The sequence below is a fragment of the Streptomyces sp. NBC_00986 genome, from assembly GCF_045162565.1.
Lineage (GTDB): Bacteria > Actinomycetota > Actinomycetes > Streptomycetales > Streptomycetaceae > Streptomyces.
The window spans coordinates 9,616,020-9,632,496 of record NZ_CP108733.1; the positions used below are offsets into that span (position 1 = coordinate 9,616,020).

A 16,477-nucleotide genomic window follows, 5' to 3' on the forward strand; every position below is an offset into this window, starting at 1 on the left:
GGTCCCGCCGCCGCGGTGGTTGTCCTGCTCGCCGTCACACGACGGCACTGACGTCACGCCCAGGTGAAGAGAGCGTCGCCGGCCTTCACATCGCCGTCCTCGCGGAGACCGGAGAGGGCATCGGCCGTTGCTTCGAGAGCCACGACCGGGCATACCGGGGACTTGCCGGCGGTCTCGACGGCGGCCGGGTTCCAACGCACGATGCTCTGGCCTCGGGTCACGGTGTCGCCCTTGTTGACGAGCAGCTCGAAGCCCTCGCCATTGAGCTGCACGGTGTCGATACCGAGGTGGATGAGCACGCCGTGCCCCTCACTGTCTACGACGACGAAGGCGTGCGGGTGGAGGGAGACGATCACTCCGTCCACGGGAGAGACGGCCTCGGAAGGCTCACGTACGGGGTCGATGGCCATGCCGGGGCCGACCATGGCTCCGGCGAAGACCGGATCCGGCACCTCCGTCAGTCCGATGGCACGTCCTGCGAGAGGGGACGTCACGCTGGTCATGGGAAGCCTCCCAGGGGTGGAAATGTGATGGGGCCGTCACTACCTGTCCCGGACGGCACACTGAGCAGCAGGGTATGTCATATGTAGTACCGGTTCCGCCTGAGAGGTCCGGATTAGTGGTCTAGACCACACCTCTAATCGATTTGCACCTGCTCTACGGCCGCATGTACAGTCGTACTCCTGCTTGAGGCCGAGCGACGCAACCAAGCGTCTTTGCTTGGCCTGGCAGCACCCAACTTGTCAGATCCTATCCCGGGGTCACCTTCTGCATGCCTGCAGGACGGTGGTCAGGGGGCCGGAAAAACACTGATAGAGTTTGGAACACCGAAGGGAAGCCCGGAGGAAAGCCCGAGAGGGTGAGTACAAAGGAAGCGTCCGTTCCTTGAGAACTCAACAGCGTGCCAAAAATCAACGCCAGATATGTTGATACCCCGTCTCCGGCCATCACGGCTGGGGCGAGGTTCCTTTGAAGAAAACATACAGCGAGGACGCTGTGAACGGTCGGGCTTATTCCGCCTGACTGTTCCGCTCTCGTGTGTGTGGTCCCGATTACGGGAAAACATTCACGGAGAGTTTGATCCTGGCTCAGGACGAACGCTGGCGGCGTGCTTAACACATGCAAGTCGAACGATGAACCACTTCGGTGGGGATTAGTGGCGAACGGGTGAGTAACACGTGGGCAATCTGCCCTGCACTCTGGGACAAGCCCTGGAAACGGGGTCTAATACCGGATAATACTCCTGCACTCATGTGTGGGGGTTAAAAGCTCCGGCGGTGCAGGATGAGCCCGCGGCCTATCAGCTTGTTGGTGAGGTAATGGCTCACCAAGGCGACGACGGGTAGCCGGCCTGAGAGGGCGACCGGCCACACTGGGACTGAGACACGGCCCAGACTCCTACGGGAGGCAGCAGTGGGGAATATTGCACAATGGGCGAAAGCCTGATGCAGCGACGCCGCGTGAGGGATGACGGCCTTCGGGTTGTAAACCTCTTTCAGCAGGGAAGAAGCGAAAGTGACGGTACCTGCAGAAGAAGCGCCGGCTAACTACGTGCCAGCAGCCGCGGTAATACGTAGGGCGCAAGCGTTGTCCGGAATTATTGGGCGTAAAGAGCTCGTAGGCGGCTTGTCACGTCGGGTGTGAAAGCCCGGGGCTTAACCCCGGGTCTGCATTCGATACGGGCTAGCTAGAGTGTGGTAGGGGAGATCGGAATTCCTGGTGTAGCGGTGAAATGCGCAGATATCAGGAGGAACACCGGTGGCGAAGGCGGATCTCTGGGCCATTACTGACGCTGAGGAGCGAAAGCGTGGGGAGCGAACAGGATTAGATACCCTGGTAGTCCACGCCGTAAACGGTGGGAACTAGGTGTTGGCGACATTCCACGTCGTCGGTGCCGCAGCTAACGCATTAAGTTCCCCGCCTGGGGAGTACGGCCGCAAGGCTAAAACTCAAAGGAATTGACGGGGGCCCGCACAAGCAGCGGAGCATGTGGCTTAATTCGACGCAACGCGAAGAACCTTACCAAGGCTTGACATACACCGGAAAGCATTAGAGATAGTGCCCCCCTTGTGGTCGGTGTACAGGTGGTGCATGGCTGTCGTCAGCTCGTGTCGTGAGATGTTGGGTTAAGTCCCGCAACGAGCGCAACCCTTGTCCTGTGTTGCCAGCGTGCCCTTCGGGGTGACGGGGACTCACAGGAGACCGCCGGGGTCAACTCGGAGGAAGGTGGGGACGACGTCAAGTCATCATGCCCCTTATGTCTTGGGCTGCACACGTGCTACAATGGCCGGTACAATGAGCTGCGATACCGTGAGGTGGAGCGAATCTCAAAAAGCCGGTCTCAGTTCGGATTGGGGTCTGCAACTCGACCCCATGAAGTCGGAGTTGCTAGTAATCGCAGATCAGCATTGCTGCGGTGAATACGTTCCCGGGCCTTGTACACACCGCCCGTCACGTCACGAAAGTCGGTAACACCCGAAGCCGGTGGCCCAACCTCCTTGTGGGGAGGGAGCTGTCGAAGGTGGGACTGGCGATTGGGACGAAGTCGTAACAAGGTAGCCGTACCGGAAGGTGCGGCTGGATCACCTCCTTTCTAAGGAGCACTTCTTACCGATCCCTTCGGGGTGAGGTCAGAGGCCAGTACATCGGCGAATGTCCGGTGCTGGTTGCTCAAGGGTGGAACGTTGATTATTCGGTGTCGCCGTCCGTCTCGGACTGCAAGTACTGCCCTTTTGGGGGCGTGGAAAGCTGATCAGAGCGGTGGGGATGCCGGGCACGCTGTTGGGTGTCTGAGGGCACGGCCGAGAGGCTGCCTTCAGTGCCGACCCCGGTAAAAATCTGCTTCGGTGGGTTGTGACGGGTGGTTGGTCGTTGTTTGAGAACTGCACAGTGGACGCGAGCATCTGTGGCCAAGTTTTTAAGGGCGCACGGTGGATGCCTTGGCACCAGGAACCGATGAAGGACGTGGGAGGCCACGATAGTCCCCGGGGAGTCGTCAACCAGGCTTTGATCCGGGGGTTTCCGAATGGGGAAACCCGGCAGTCGTCATGGGCTGTCACCCTTGCCTGAACACATAGGGCAAGTGGAGGGAACGCGGGGAAGTGAAACATCTCAGTACCCGCAGGAAGAGAAAACAACCGTGATTCCGGGAGTAGTGGCGAGCGAAACCGGATGAGGCCAAACCGTATGCGTGTGAGACCCGGCAGGGGTTGCGTATACGGGGTTGTGGGATCTCTCTTCTGTCGTCTGCCGGCGACAGGACGAGTCAGAAACCGTTGATGTAGGCGAAGGACATGCGAAAGGTCCGGCGTAGAGGGTAAGACCCCCGTAGTCGAAACATCAACGGCTCGTTTGAGAGACACCCAAGTAGCACGGGGCCCGAGAAATCCCGTGTGAATCTGGCGGGACCACCCGCTAAGCCTAAATATTCCCTGGTGACCGATAGCGGATAGTACCGTGAGGGAATGGTGAAAAGTACCGCGGGAGCGGAGTGAAATAGTACCTGAAACCGTGTGCCTACAAGCCGTGGGAGCGTCGCGCATCAAGTTTACTTGGTGCGTCGTGACTGCGTGCCTTTTGAAGAATGAGCCTGCGAGTTTGCGGTGTGTTGCGAGGTTAACCCGTGTGGGGAAGCCGTAGCGAAAGCGAGTCCGAATAGGGCGGTTTAGTAGCGCGCTCAAGACCCGAAGCGGAGTGATCTAGCCATGGGCAGGTTGAAGCGGAGGTAAGACTTCGTGGAGGACCGAACCCACCAGGGTTGAAAACCTGGGGGATGACCTGTGGTTAGGGGTGAAAGGCCAATCAAACTCCGTGATAGCTGGTTCTCCCCGAAATGCATTTAGGTGCAGCGTCGTGTGTTTCTTGCCGGAGGTAGAGCACTGGATAGGCGATGGGCCCTACCGGGTTACTGACCTTAGCCAAACTCCGAATGCCGGTAAGTGAGAGCACGGCAGTGAGACTGTGGGGGATAAGCTCCATGGTCGAGAGGGAAACAGCCCAGAGCATCGACTAAGGCCCCTAAGCGTACGCTAAGTGGGAAAGGATGTGGAGTCGCAGAGACAACCAGGAGGTTGGCTTAGAAGCAGCCACCCTTGAAAGAGTGCGTAATAGCTCACTGGTCTAGTGATTCCGCGCCGACAATGTAGCGGGGCTCAAGCGTACCGCCGAAGTCGTGTCATTCATACAATAGGGCCAACGCCTGTATGGATGGGTAGGGGAGCGTCGTGTGCCGGGTGAAGCCGCAGCGGAAGCTAGTGGTGGACGGTTCACGAGTGAGAATGCAGGCATGAGTAGCGATACACACGTGAGAAACGTGTGCGCCGATTGACTAAGGGTTCCTGGGTCAAGCTGATCTGCCCAGGGTAAGTCGGGACCTAAGGCGAGGCCGACAGGCGTAGTCGATGGATAACCGGTTGATATTCCGGTACCCGCTGTGAAGCGTCAAACATCGAGCATCGTGATGCTAAGGCCGTGAAGCCGTTCCGGACCCTTCGGGGAATGGAAAGTGGTGGAGCCGCCGGCCCAAGCGGTTAGTAGGTGAGTGATGGGGTGACGCAGGAAGGTAGTCCATCCCGGGCGGTGGTTGTCCCGGGGTAAGGGTGTAGGACGTGGTCTAGGCAAATCCGGATCACACATAGTCTGAGACCTGATGCCGAGCCGATTGTGGTGAAGTGGATGATCCTATGCTGTCGAGAAAAGCCTCTAGCGAGTTTCATGGCGGCCCGTACCCTAAACCGACTCAGGTGGTCAGGTAGAGAATACCGAGGCGTTCGGGTGAACTATGGTTAAGGAACTCGGCAAAATGCCCCCGTAACTTCGGGAGAAGGGGGGCCATCACCGGTGAGAGGACTTGCTCCTTGAGCTGGGGGTGGCCGCAGAGACCAGCGAGAAGCGACTGTTTACTAAAAACACAGGTCCGTGCGAAGCCGTAAGGCGATGTATACGGACTGACGCCTGCCCGGTGCTGGAACGTTAAGGGGACCGGTTAGTCCAACTTCGGTTGGGCGAAGCTGAGAACTTAAGCGCCAGTAAACGGCGGTGGTAACTATAACCATCCTAAGGTAGCGAAATTCCTTGTCGGGTAAGTTCCGACCTGCACGAATGGCGTAACGACTTCTCGACTGTCTCAACCATAGGCCCGGTGAAATTGCACTACGAGTAAAGATGCTCGTTTCGCGCAGCAGGACGGAAAGACCCCGGGACCTTTACTACAGTTTGATATTGGTGTTCGGTTCGGCTTGTGTAGGATAGCTGGGAGACTTTGAGCATCGGACGCCAGTTCGGTGGGAGTCGTCGTTGAAATACCAGTCTGGTCGTGCTGGATGTCTAACCTGGGTCCGTGATCCGGATCAGGGACAGTGTCTGATGGGTAGTTTAACTGGGGCGGTTGCCTCCTAAAGAGTAACGGAGGCGCCCAAAGGTTCCCTCAGCCTGGTTGGCAATCAGGTGTTGAGTGTAAGTGCACAAGGGAGCTTGACTGTGAGACCGACGGGTCGAGCAGGGACGAAAGTCGGGACTAGTGATCCGGCGGTGGCTTGTGGAAGCGCCGTCGCTCAACGGATAAAAGGTACCCCGGGGATAACAGGCTGATCTTCCCCAAGAGTCCATATCGACGGGATGGTTTGGCACCTCGATGTCGGCTCGTCGCATCCTGGGGCTGGAGTCGGTCCCAAGGGTTGGGCTGTTCGCCCATTAAAGCGGTACGCGAGCTGGGTTTAGAACGTCGTGAGACAGTTCGGTCCCTATCCGCTGCGCGCGCAGGAACATTGAGAAGGGCTGTCCCTAGTACGAGAGGACCGGGACGGACGAACCTCTGGTGTGCCAGTTGTTCTGCCAAGGGCATGGCTGGTTGGCTACGTTCGGGAGGGATAACCGCTGAAAGCATCTAAGCGGGAAGCCTGCTTCGAGATGAGTGTTCCCACCCCCTTGAGGGGTTAAGGCTCCCAGTAGACGACTGGGTTGATAGGCCGGATCTGGAAGGCGGGTAACCGCTGGAGGTGACCGGTACTAATAGGCCGAGGGCTTGTCCTCAGTTGCTCGCGTCCACTGTGTTGGTTCTGAAACCACGAACAACCCCATGTCCAGGGCCACTGGGTGTGGTGCGGTTGATGTGTTTCATAGTGTTTCGGTGGTCATAGCGTGAGGGAAACGCCCGGTTACATTCCGAACCCGGAAGCTAAGCCTTACAGCGCCGATGGTACTGCAGGGGGGACCCTGTGGGAGAGTAGGACGCCGCCGAACTCCTTTTAGAGCTCTGGCTCTTGGGCATACAGCCCAAGAGCCAGAGCTTTTTTGCGTTGGGGTAAGGTCAGGGGGAATCGTTGGCACGTTTTCCCACAGGAGGCCCCCGGGTGGAGGTCCAGGAGACCCGCGTCCAGACAGACCGGGTGCTCACCATCCCGAACATCCTCAGCATGGCGCGCCTGGTCGGCGTACCCATCTTCCTGTGGTTGATCCTCAGGCCCGAGTTCGGCGGTCCCGAGAGCGATGGCTGGGCACTTCTGGTGCTGATGCTCAGCGGGATCAGCGACTACCTGGACGGCAAGCTCGCGCGACGCTGGAACCAGATCAGCAGTCTCGGCCGGCTCCTTGATCCGGCCGCGGACCGGCTCTACATTCTCTCGACTCTCGTCGGGCTCACCTGGCGCGAGATTCTGCCAATCTGGTTGACCGCCGCACTGCTGGCGCGAGAGCTGGTCCTGCTGGTGGTGGTGGGCATCCTCAGGCGGCACGGCTATCCGCCGCTGCAGGTGAACTTCCTGGGCAAGGCCGCTACGTTCAACCTGATGTACGCCTTCCCGTTGCTGCTGCTCAGTGACGGAAGTGGATGGCTCCCCTCACTCGCAGCCATTTTCGGATGGGCGTTCGCAGGATGGGGTACAACGCTGTATTGGTGGGCAGGAGTCCTCTACGTGGTACAAGTCCGCCGCCTACTGCGTGCGGACGCCATGGCCGACTGACCTTGCCGATTGGGCGGTAACAGTCGCTCGATGGCCCGTTGCGCAAAAGTGCGGGACAATCTGGACTGGTGAAGTCGGCTAGACCGTCGTCTCGCAGAGGAGGACGCTTCCGACATGAAGGCCGTCGTGATGGCCGGAGGCGAAGGCACACGCCTTCGCCCCATGACCTCAAGCATGCCCAAGCCACTGTTGCCCGTGGTCAATCGACCGATCATGGAACACGTGCTCAGGCTGCTCAAAAGGCATGGGCTCAATGAGACCGTAGTCACCGTGCAGTTCCTGGCCTCGCTGGTCAAGAACTACTTCGGTGACGGCGAAGAGCTCGGGATGGAGCTCTCGTATGCCAATGAGGAGAAGCCACTCGGTACCGCCGGAAGCGTCAAGAACGCCGAAGAGGCGTTGAAGGACGATGCCTTCCTCGTCATCTCCGGTGATGCCCTGACCGACTTCGACCTCACCGAACTGATCAATTTCCACAAGGAAAAGGGTGCGCTGGTCACGGTCTGTCTGACCCGGGTGCCCAATCCGCTGGAATTCGGCATCACCATCGTCGACGAAGAGGGAAAGGTCGAGCGTTTCCTCGAGAAGCCGACCTGGGGTCAGGTCTTCTCCGACACGGTGAACACGGGCATCTATGTCATGGAGCCCGAAGTCTTCGACTATGTCGAGGCCGACGTGCCCGTCGACTGGTCCGGCGATGTCTTCCCACAGTTGATGAAGGAAGGCAAGCCGGTCTACGGCTTTATCGCCGAGGGCTACTGGGAAGATGTCGGTACCCACGAGAGCTATGTGAAGGCGCAGGCCGATGTCCTCGAGGGCAAGGTCGATGTCGAGATCGACGGCTTCGAGTTGTCGCCGGGCGTATGGGTGGCCGAGGGCGCCGAGGTGCACCCCGACGCGGTTCTCCGCGGGCCGCTGTACATCGGTGACTACGCCAAGGTCGAGGCCGGCGCCGAGATCCGTGAGTACACCGTCATCGGTTCGAACGTCGTCGTGAAGGCCGGGGCTTTTCTGGACAGGTCCGTCGTACACGACAACGTGTACGTGGGTCAGCACAGCAACCTTCGTGGTTGTGTCGTCGGAAAGAACACCGACATCATGCGTGCGGCCCGGATCGAGGACGGTGCCGTCATCGGTGACGAGTGCCTGATCGGTGAAGAATCGATCGTGCAGGGCAATGTGCGGGTCTACCCGTTCAAGACGATCGAAGCCGGTGCCTTCGTCAACACGTCGGTCATCTGGGAGAACAGAGGTCAGGCGCACCTCTTCGGTGCACGCGGTGTCTCCGGGATCCTGAACGTGGAGATCACGCCGGAACTCGTCGTCCGCCTCGCCGGCGCCTACGCCACGACTCTCAAGAAGGGGTCCACGGTCACCACGGCCCGCGACCACTCCCGAGGCGCCCGTGCGCTCAAGCGGGCGGTCATCTCCGCCTTGCAGGCCAGCGCGATCGACGTACGGGACCTGGAGAACGTACCGCTGCCCGTGGCCCGGCAGCAGACCGCGAGGGGCAGTGCCGGCGGGATCATGATCCGGACCACACCCGGTGTGCCGGACTCGGTCGACATCATGTTCTTCGACAGCCAGGGTGCAGACCTCTCGCAGGGGAGTCAGCGCAAGCTGGACCGGGTGTTCGCGCGGCAGGAGTACCGGCGTGCGTTCCCCGGCGAGATCGGGGACCTGCACTTCCCGGCCAGCGTCTTCGACTCGTACACCGGGTCTCTGCTGCGAAATGTCGACACGACCGGTATCGCCGAATCCGGCCTGAAGGTCGTTGTGGACGCGTCGAACGGTAGTGCCGGGCTCGTGCTGCCCAGCCTGCTCGGCAAGCTCGGCGTGGACTCCCTGACGATCAATCCAGGGCTCGACGAGTCCAGGCCGACGGAGACCGCGGACACACGGCGGTCGGGGCTGGTGCGGCTCGGCGAGATCGTGGCCTCCGCGCGGGCCGCGTTCGGGGTGCGGTTCGACCCGGTCGGTGAGCGGCTCTCGCTCGTCGACGAGAAGGGGCGGATCGTCGAGGACGACCGGGCCCTGCTCGTGATGCTCGACCTGGTGGCCGCGGAGCGGCGCAGCGGGCGGGTGGCACTCCCGGTGACCACCACGAGGATCGCCGAGCAGGTGGCGGCGTATCACGGGACGCAGGTCGAGTGGACGACGACCTCACCGGACGACCTGACCAGGGTCGGGCGTGACGAGACGACCATCTTCGGCGGGGACGGGAAGGCCGGGTTCATCATCCCGGAGTTCAGCAGCGTCTTCGACGGTGCTGCAGCCTTCGTACGACTCATCGGGCTGGTGGCGCGGACGCAGTTGACGCTGAGCCAGATCGACGCCCGGATTCCGCGGGCGCACGTCCTCAAGCGGGACCTGGCTACTCCCTGGGCCGTCAAGGGACTTGTGATGCGCCGGGTCGTCGAGGCGGCCGGTGATCGCTTTGTCGATACGACGGACGGTGTGCGGGTCGTGGAGACCGACGGGCGCTGGGTGATGGTGCTGCCCGACGTCGCCGAGGCGGTCACGCATCTGTGGGCCGAAGGGCCCGACGACGCCTCCGCGCAGGCCCTGTTGGACGAGTGGTCGGCGGTCGTGGACAGCGCCGGACGGTAAAACACGGAGCACGCACGCGTGCCGGACATGTTTCCCCAAGGGGGCCTGTCCGGCACGCCGGTGGGGCCATTCGGAGGTACAGGCCACCACGTGCGACGATGTGCGGCATGCCGCAGCAGCCCCCCGTTCGGAGCACACCCACGCGCCCTGCGCGCCCGGACGCGTCCATGTCGCTGCTCACCAATGTCATGGACCACAGCCTCGACGACGGCTACGCCGAGGCGGCCGCCCGGAAGAAGGCCGCGGGCGAGAGCGGTATGCCGAAGACCCTCCGGGCGAAGCTCGGACTCGCCGCCGGCCTGGTGCTGGCGGCGCTCGTCGTGACCGTAGGAGCGGCACAGGCGCGTGTGGCCGCCCCCGTGGTGGCCAAGGAGCGCCAGGAGCTGATCGACCGTATCGACAAGGAGACCACGTCGGCGGACAAGCTGGAGGGCTCCGTCGACACGCTTCGGGACGATGTGAGCGCGCGGCAGCGGGCGGCGCTGAAGGCCAGCGGTGGCAGCGGGCAGGCCGACCTGGTGAGCATGCTGTCCGGTGCCACCGCGGTGCACGGCCCCGGTGTGAAGCTCGTCGTCGACGACGCGAAGGAAGCCAGCTCCGGCGGGGGCGACAACCCGCGTGAGACCGCGGACTTCTCCGACACCGGACGGGTGCGCGACCGCGACATGCAGCGCGTCGTCAACGGACTGTGGGCGGCGGGCGCCGAGGCCGTCTCCATCAACGGGCAGCGGCTGACGGCGCTGTCGGCGATCAGGGCCGCCGGTGACGCGATACTGGTCGACAACAAGCCGCTGGTACCGCCTTACACGGTGCTCGCGGTGGGGGACGGCAAACGGCTGAGCACCAGGTTCCAGAACGGTGCCGACGGGCTCTATCTGCACGCCCTGGAAGACAACTACGGCATCAGGGCGACCATCGCCGTGGAGAGCGATCTCCGGCTGCCCGCCGCGCCGAGTGTGATCGTACGTACAGCACAGCCGAGAACTGAGAAGGGCACATCGTGATCGCCGTACTGGGCCTCATCGTGGGAGTGGTGGCCGGAATCCTGGTCCGGCCTGAGGTGCCGGTGGTCGTGGAGCCCTATCTGCCGATCGCCGTCGTCGCGGCGCTCGACGCGGTCTTCGGCGGGCTGCGGGCCATGCTCGACGGCATCTTCGACGACAAGGTCTTCGTGGTGTCGTTCCTGTCGAACGTGGTCGTGGCCGCCCTGATCGTGTTCCTGGGCGACAAGTTGGGCGTCGGCGCCCAACTGTCCACGGGTGTCGTGGTCGTCCTCGGCATCCGGATCTTCTCCAACGCCGCGGCCATTCGCCGGCACGTCTTCCGGGCGTGAGGTCGATGAGCCACGAAGACGGGCGGCCTGAACACAGGCTGCGCAGGGAACTGCCCGAAGAGGTCCAGGCGTCTGCCTCCTCGGAGGCGCCGATTCCCGAGGAGAAGTCCGGGCCCACCGTGACGGGTCGGCAGCGGCTGGTGCAGGGGCTGTGGCCGCCGCGCGTGAGCCGGGCCCAACTCATCGTCGCGCTACTGCTGTTCGGCCTCGGTTTCGGGCTGGCCGTACAGGTCGCCTCGAACAGCAACAGCGACAGCGCGCTGCGTGGGGCACGGCAGGAAGATCTTGTGCGCATTCTCGATGAACTGGACGACCGTACTCAGCGTCTTGAAGACGAGAAGCAGGGTCTGCAGAAACAGCGCGACGAGCTGGAGAACAGCTCCGACCAGGCCGAGGAGGCCCGCAAGCAGACGGCCGAGAAGGAGAAGCAACTCGGCATTCTGGCGGGCACCGTGGCCGCGCAGGGACCCGGCATCACGATGACCATCGACGACACGAAGGGAACGGTCGAGGCGGACATGTTGCTCGACGCGGTCCAGGAGTTGCGCGCGGCCGGCGCGGAGGCGATCCAGGTGAACGGCGTACGGGTCGTCGCCAACACGTATCTGACGGACTCCGGCAAGAGCGTGAGTGTCGACGGGAACAAGATCAACGCCCCCTATCGTTTCAAGGTCATCGGCAAGCCGCAGGATCTGGAACCGGCGCTCAACATCCCTGGAGGTGTGGTGCAGACTCTCGAGAAGGAGCAGGCCACCGTTACCGTCGGGCGGTCGGCCAAGATCGTCGTGGATGCCTTGCGGGCCGCGAAGCAGCCTGACTACGCTCGGTCGTCCTCCCGGTGAACCGCGGGTGCATGGGGGCCGTTGCTCGAGGGCATGAGGTTGCGGGGGGTCGACGCACCGATTGGGTGGTGCGTGGTGGAAACTGTCTGGTGGATACGGACGTTGTGAGGATGTCCGGGTCAACCGGTGTGTTCAATCAGGGTTCGTCCTGCCCCACGGGCGGGTCTGTTTCGGTCAAGGGGAATCGCCCGTGAAGTTGTTTGCGAAGTTGTTCGGCAAGAGTGCGAAAGAGAGCAGCGACAACCAGACCGCTCGCCACCGCGCACAACCGGACGCAGAAGGCCAGCGCCCGCTGTTCCGCGACCAGGTCGCGGGCCAGGGCGCGCCGTCGGTTGACCCTGCGCAGTCCGGCGACATAGGTTTCGGGCAACCGTCAACCTCAAGTACGGGTGGAGGGTTTTCCCCTATGTCGGCCCTGGTGTGTACGAGGTGCGGTAACCGCAACGCGGAGAACAGCCGCTTCTGTTCCAACTGCGGTGCGCCGCTGCGCCCCGGCGCGACCCCGGAGCGTCCGTCCGAGACGACCTCCACGATCTCCATCTCCGGTCTTGAGGCCTACGACGCCGAAGTGACCGGTCAGACGCAGATGCCCACGCTCTCCCCGGAGGCGCAGGCCGCCGTCGACGCCCTGCCGTTGGGCTCGGCGCTGCTGGTGGTGCGGCGCGGTCCGAACTCGGGCAGCCGCTTCCTGCTGGACGGCGAGCTGACCACGGCCGGCCGTCATCCGCAGAGCGACATCTTCCTGGACGACGTGACGGTCTCGCGCCGCCATGTGGAGTTCCGGCGCTCTCCTGACGGTTCGTTCACGGTCGCCGACGTCGGCAGCCTGAACGGCACGTACGTCAACCGTGAGCGCATCGACTCGGTCTCGCTGGCCAACGGTGACGAAGTGCAGATCGGCAAGTACCGGCTGGTGTTCTACGCGAGCCAGCGGGGTTACTGACCCTCCCTCGGACTGGGTCCGGGGGATTCCCCCAGGAAGGTCCATGCTTCAAACACCGAGCGGCGGTGCCGGACACGGTACCGCCGCCGCGGACACTGGGCTGATGAGCATCGGCACGGTGCTGAACGTGCTGCGCGACGAGTTCCCCGAAGTCACCATCTCCAAGATCCGCTTCCTGGAGTCGGAGGGTCTCATCGAGCCGCAGCGGACCCCTTCCGGGTACCGCAAGTTCAGCCCCGCCGATGTCGAACGCCTCGGCCATGTCCTGAGGATGCAGCGGGACCACTATCTGCCGCTCAAGGTGATCCGCGAGCACCTCGACGCCATGGAGCGCGGTGAGGCGGCGCCGCTGCCCACCGTGGGGCGTCAGCGGGACGGTGAGGTCGTCCTGGAGCCCGTGGAGGCGCCCACCGCGGCCCGGATCGGGCGGGCCGAGCTGATGGCCGCCGCCGGCATCGGCGAGCAGGAGCTCGACGAGTGGGAGTCGTACGGACTCATCGCCCCGCTGCCGGACGGGGTGTACGACGCGGAAGCCGTCACCGTGGCCGGACTTGTCCTCGAACTCGGGCGGTTCGGGATCGAACCGCGGCATCTGCGCGCCATGAAGGCCGCCGCCGACCGTGAGGCCGGGCTCGTCGACCAGGTGGTGGCCCCGCTCAAGCGCCACCGCAATCCGCAGACCAGGGCCCACGCGGAGGCCCGTACGAAGGAACTGGCGGGGCTCACGGTGAAGCTGCACGCCGCTCTGGTGCAGACCGCGCTGGGCGTACGCCTGCCCTGAGACGGGCGGCTCCGCGGCTGCCTGATCGGGCACCCGTTCTCGGCCCGACTACCCAAACGTCCCGGGCACGGCCTAGGGTTGCTGTGTGAACGAGCTCGATGTCGTAGGTGTCCGGGTCGAAATGCCCTCCAACCAACCGATCGTGCTCCTGCGTGAAGTGGGAGGCGACCGCTACCTCCCCATCTGGATCGGGCCCGGGGAGGCGACGGCGATCGCCTTCGCGCAGCAGGGCATGGCCCCCGCACGACCGCTGACCCACGACCTGTTCAAGGACGTGCTGGAGGCCGTCGGCCAGGAGCTGACCGAAGTACGCATCACGGATCTGCGGGAGGGCGTCTTCTACGCGGAGCTGGTCTTCGCCAGCGGCGTCGAGGTGAGCGCCCGTCCGTCCGACGCCATAGCGCTGGCGCTGCGCACCGGGACGCCGATCTACGGCAGTGACGGTGTGCTCGACGACGCGGGCATCGCGATCCCGGACGAGCAGGAGGACGAGGTGGAGAAGTTCCGCGAGTTCCTCGACCAGATCTCGCCCGAGGACTTCGGCACCAACAGCCAGTGAGCCGAGGGCCGGCGAGAAAATGCTGGCATTTGCCACCGGCGAGTGAGAGCGTCCTGCGGCTCTCCGCGAGCGCATTCGGCTAGCCTTTCCCCGCGGTGGGACACGGGAAACCACTCCTTGGGTGATTATCACTCGGCGTGCCGAGTGTGGCGATCGTTGACGCACCCCTGGTGACTGCCTACCGTCGAGAAGGCAGGTCAAGGACGGAGGTCGGCGTGAGAAGCAGCGGCGACGGTACGGCTGGGGGTGCCCCGGAACGCAGTTTCGGGGACAGAGGTCCGTACCCGCTTCACGGCAGTACGGCCGATCGCATTCCGCAGCGGCCGGCGGCAGTGCCGAGCAGCGGAGGGGCGACGTCCATGGCGTCCGAGGAGATCGGCTACCGGGGCCCCACGGCCTGTGCGGCGGCCGGCATCACCTATCGGCAACTGGACTACTGGGCGCGCACGGGGCTCGTCGAGCCCAGCGTGCGGCCCGCACACGGGTCGGGGACACAGCGGCTCTACAGCTTCCGGGACGTCGTCGTTCTGAAGATCGTCAAGCGGTTCCTCGACACGGGTGTGTCGCTGCAGAACATCCGCAGCGCCGTTCTGCACCTCAGGGAGTGCGGTTTCCGCGATCTGGAGCGCATGACGCTGATGAGCGACGGCGCCACGGTCTACGAGTGCACCTCACCGGACGAGGTCCACGCCCTGCTCCAGGGCGGCCAGGGGGTCTTCGGCATCGCCGTGGGCGTCGTGTGGCGGGATGTCGAGAGCGCCCTGTCGCAGCTGCACGGGGAGCGCGTCGACACCGGCGAGACGCTCGTCGGGTCCAACCCCGCCGACGAGCTGGCCAGGCGGCGCAACCGGGCCGTCTGAGGGCCCGGCGGGAGCCGTAGCGGGGCATTGTCAGTGGCGTAGGGCAGCATCGGAGATGTGAGAACCGCGCCCACGATCCTGCATCTCGACATGGATGCCTTCTTCGCCTCGGCGGAGCAGGCGTCCAAGCCGAGCCTGCGCGGCAAGGCCGTCGTCGTGGGCGGGCTCGGGCCGCGTGGGGTGGTCGCCACCGCGTCGTACGAGGCGCGGGTCTTCGGGGTGAACTCGGCGATGCCCATGGCCCAGGCGCGCCGGCTCGCTCCGAACGCCGCGTATCTCGTGCCGCGCTTCGGGTTCTACCGGTCGATCAGCGAGCAGGTGATGGGCCTGCTGCGGGCGTTGTCGCCGCTGGTGGAGCCATTGAGCCTGGACGAGGCGTTCGTGGACCTGGAGGCCGGGGGAGCGGCCTGGGACGCCGAGTCGGCGCAGCTGACCGGGGCGCGGCTGCGGGCGGACATACGGGCGGTCACGGGGCTCACCGGGTCGGTGGGACTCGCCGCGTCCAAGATGATCGCGAAGATCGCCTCCGAGCGGGCCAAGCCGGACGGGCTCGTGATGATCGAGCCCGGGACCGAGCGGACGTTGCTGGGGCCGTTGTCGGTGCGCACACTGCCGGGGGTCGGGCCGGCGACGGGTGATCATCTGCGGCGGGCCGGGATCACCACGGTCGACGAGATCGCCGAGGCGGGCGAGGACGAGCTCGTACGGCTGGTGGGCAAGGCGCACGGGCACGCGCTGTACGCGATGGCGCTCGCGCACGACGAGCGGCCCGTGGTGGCCGAGCGGGAGACCAAGTCGGTGTCGGTCGAGGACACGTACGACGTGGACATCCATGACCGGACCCGGGTGGGCCTGGAGGTGCAGCGGCTGGCCGACCGGTGTGTGCGGCGGCTGCGGGCGGCCGGGCTGTCGGGGCGGACCATCGTGCTGAAGGTGCGGCGGTACGACTTCTCGACGCTGACCCGGTCCGAGACGCTGCGTGGGCCCACCGACGATCCCGGGGTGGTGCGGGAGGCCGCGGCCCGGTTGCTGGACTCCGTGGACACCACGGGCGGGGTGCGGCTGCTCGGGGTGGGGGTCTCCGGGCTCGCCGACTACACGCAGGAGGACCTGTTCGCGCAGGCGGCGGGGGAGCCCGATCTTCTTGAGGAGGAGCACCCCGAGGTGGAGCCGGGTGAGGAGCCGGTGGCGCCCGTGGAGCGGCGCTGGCCCGCGGGGCACGATGTGCGCCACGCCGGGTTCGGGCACGGGTGGGTGCAGGGGAGCGGGCTGGGGCGGGTCACGGTGCGGTTCGAGACGCCTGAGGACTCGGGGCCGGGGCGAGTGCGGACGTTCCGGACCGATGATCCTGAGCTGGATTTGGCGGAGCCGTTGCCGTTGGTGGCGCGGAGTTCCGATGCGTTGCCGGGTGAGGCGTCTGCGTTGGCGGCGCGAGGTTCCGGTGAACCGTCGGCGGAGTCGTCGCCTTTGGCGGGGCGGGAGCCGGGTGACTTGCCTGGGGAGCCGCTGCCGTCGGTGGAGCCGAGCCCCGGCGTTTCGCAGGTTGAGCCGCTGTCGCCGGACGGGGCGTGTCGTTCCACTGGCGCGCTT

At 64.3% G+C, this 16,477-nt stretch carries 10 protein-coding genes, 3 rRNA genes and 1 pseudogene; 13 read left to right on the top strand and 1 reads right to left on the bottom strand.

Annotation, left to right across the window (positions count from 1 at the left end; genetic code table 11):
* Positions 1 to 53: 53 nt before the first annotated feature.
* Positions 54 to 503 (bottom strand): PTS glucose transporter subunit IIA, encoded by a 450-nt coding sequence (locus OG504_RS43225; protein WP_405994648.1) that lies wholly within the window; start codon positions 501 to 503, stop codon positions 54 to 56.
* A 562-nt stretch (positions 504 to 1,065) separates the two neighbouring features.
* Between OG504_RS43225 and OG504_RS43230 the strand changes: the two genes are divergently transcribed.
* From OG504_RS43230 to OG504_RS43290, 13 genes and pseudogenes are all read left to right on the top strand, one after another.
* A 16S ribosomal RNA gene (locus OG504_RS43230) occupies positions 1,066 to 2,593 on the top strand.
* 314 nt (positions 2,594 to 2,907) lie between these two features.
* A 23S ribosomal RNA gene (locus OG504_RS43235) occupies positions 2,908 to 6,030 on the top strand.
* 93 nt (positions 6,031 to 6,123) lie between these two features.
* A 5S ribosomal RNA gene (gene rrf / locus OG504_RS43240) occupies positions 6,124 to 6,240 on the top strand.
* The 16S, 23S and 5S rRNA genes sit together here, the layout of an rRNA operon.
* A gap of 110 nt (positions 6,241 to 6,350) precedes the next feature.
* Positions 6,351 to 6,959, top strand: a complete 609-nt coding sequence (locus OG504_RS43245; protein WP_019059348.1) for a CDP-alcohol phosphatidyltransferase family protein — start codon at positions 6,351 to 6,353, stop codon at positions 6,957 to 6,959.
* A gap of 114 nt (positions 6,960 to 7,073) precedes the next feature.
* Entirely contained in the window at positions 7,074 to 9,569 is a 2,496-nt protein-coding gene (locus OG504_RS43250; protein WP_405994649.1) for a sugar phosphate nucleotidyltransferase, read from the top strand.
* A gap of 167 nt (positions 9,570 to 9,736) precedes the next feature.
* A complete protein-coding gene (locus OG504_RS43255) occupies positions 9,737 to 10,573 on the top strand; it encodes a DUF881 domain-containing protein (protein ID WP_405996578.1) in 837 nt (278 codons plus the stop codon).
* Entirely contained in the window at positions 10,570 to 10,902 is a 333-nt protein-coding gene (locus OG504_RS43260) for a small basic family protein (protein WP_019059351.1), read from the top strand. The genes OG504_RS43255 and OG504_RS43260 overlap by 4 nt, the downstream gene beginning before the upstream one ends.
* Positions 10,903 to 10,907: 5 nt before the next feature.
* Complete coding sequence (locus OG504_RS43265; protein WP_405994650.1) at positions 10,908 to 11,744, top strand: DUF881 domain-containing protein; 837 nt, start codon at positions 10,908 to 10,910, stop codon at positions 11,742 to 11,744.
* 61 nt (positions 11,745 to 11,805) lie between these two features.
* A complete protein-coding gene (locus OG504_RS43270; protein ID WP_327405539.1) occupies positions 11,806 to 12,687 on the top strand; it encodes an FHA domain-containing protein in 882 nt (293 codons plus the stop codon).
* A 43-nt stretch (positions 12,688 to 12,730) separates the two neighbouring features.
* On the top strand, positions 12,731 to 13,468 hold the full coding sequence (locus tag OG504_RS43275; RefSeq protein WP_405994651.1) for a MerR family transcriptional regulator: 738 nt from the start codon (positions 12,731 to 12,733) through the stop codon (positions 13,466 to 13,468).
* An 85-nt stretch (positions 13,469 to 13,553) separates the two neighbouring features.
* Positions 13,554 to 14,027: a bifunctional nuclease family protein gene (locus OG504_RS43280; protein WP_006123076.1), complete on the top strand. Its 474-nt coding sequence runs from the start codon at positions 13,554 to 13,556 to the stop codon at positions 14,025 to 14,027.
* 215 nt (positions 14,028 to 14,242) lie between these two features.
* Positions 14,243 to 14,887 (top strand): MerR family transcriptional regulator, encoded by a 645-nt coding sequence (locus tag OG504_RS43285; RefSeq protein WP_327405541.1) that lies wholly within the window; start codon positions 14,243 to 14,245, stop codon positions 14,885 to 14,887.
* Between the two features lie 57 nt (positions 14,888 to 14,944).
* Positions 14,945 to 16,372, top strand: a pseudogene (locus tag OG504_RS43290) (DNA polymerase IV); the annotation flags it as partial.
* Positions 16,373 to 16,477: the final 105 nt, after the last annotated feature.

Excerpts from the sequence above, each read along its gene's own strand:
- OG504_RS43225 (WP_405994648.1), bottom strand. The coding sequence starts at position 503 with ATGACCAGCGTGACGTCCCCTCTCGCAGGACGTGCCATCGGACTGACG.
- OG504_RS43250 (WP_405994649.1), top strand. The coding sequence starts at position 7,074 with ATGAAGGCCGTCGTGATGGCCGGAGGCGAAGGCACACGCCTTCGCCCC.
- OG504_RS43255 (WP_405996578.1), top strand. The coding sequence starts at position 9,737 with ATGTCGCTGCTCACCAATGTCATGGACCACAGCCTCGACGACGGCTAC.
- OG504_RS43265 (WP_405994650.1), top strand. The coding sequence starts at position 10,908 with ATGAGCCACGAAGACGGGCGGCCTGAACACAGGCTGCGCAGGGAACTG.
- OG504_RS43275 (WP_405994651.1), top strand. The coding sequence starts at position 12,731 with ATGCTTCAAACACCGAGCGGCGGTGCCGGACACGGTACCGCCGCCGCG.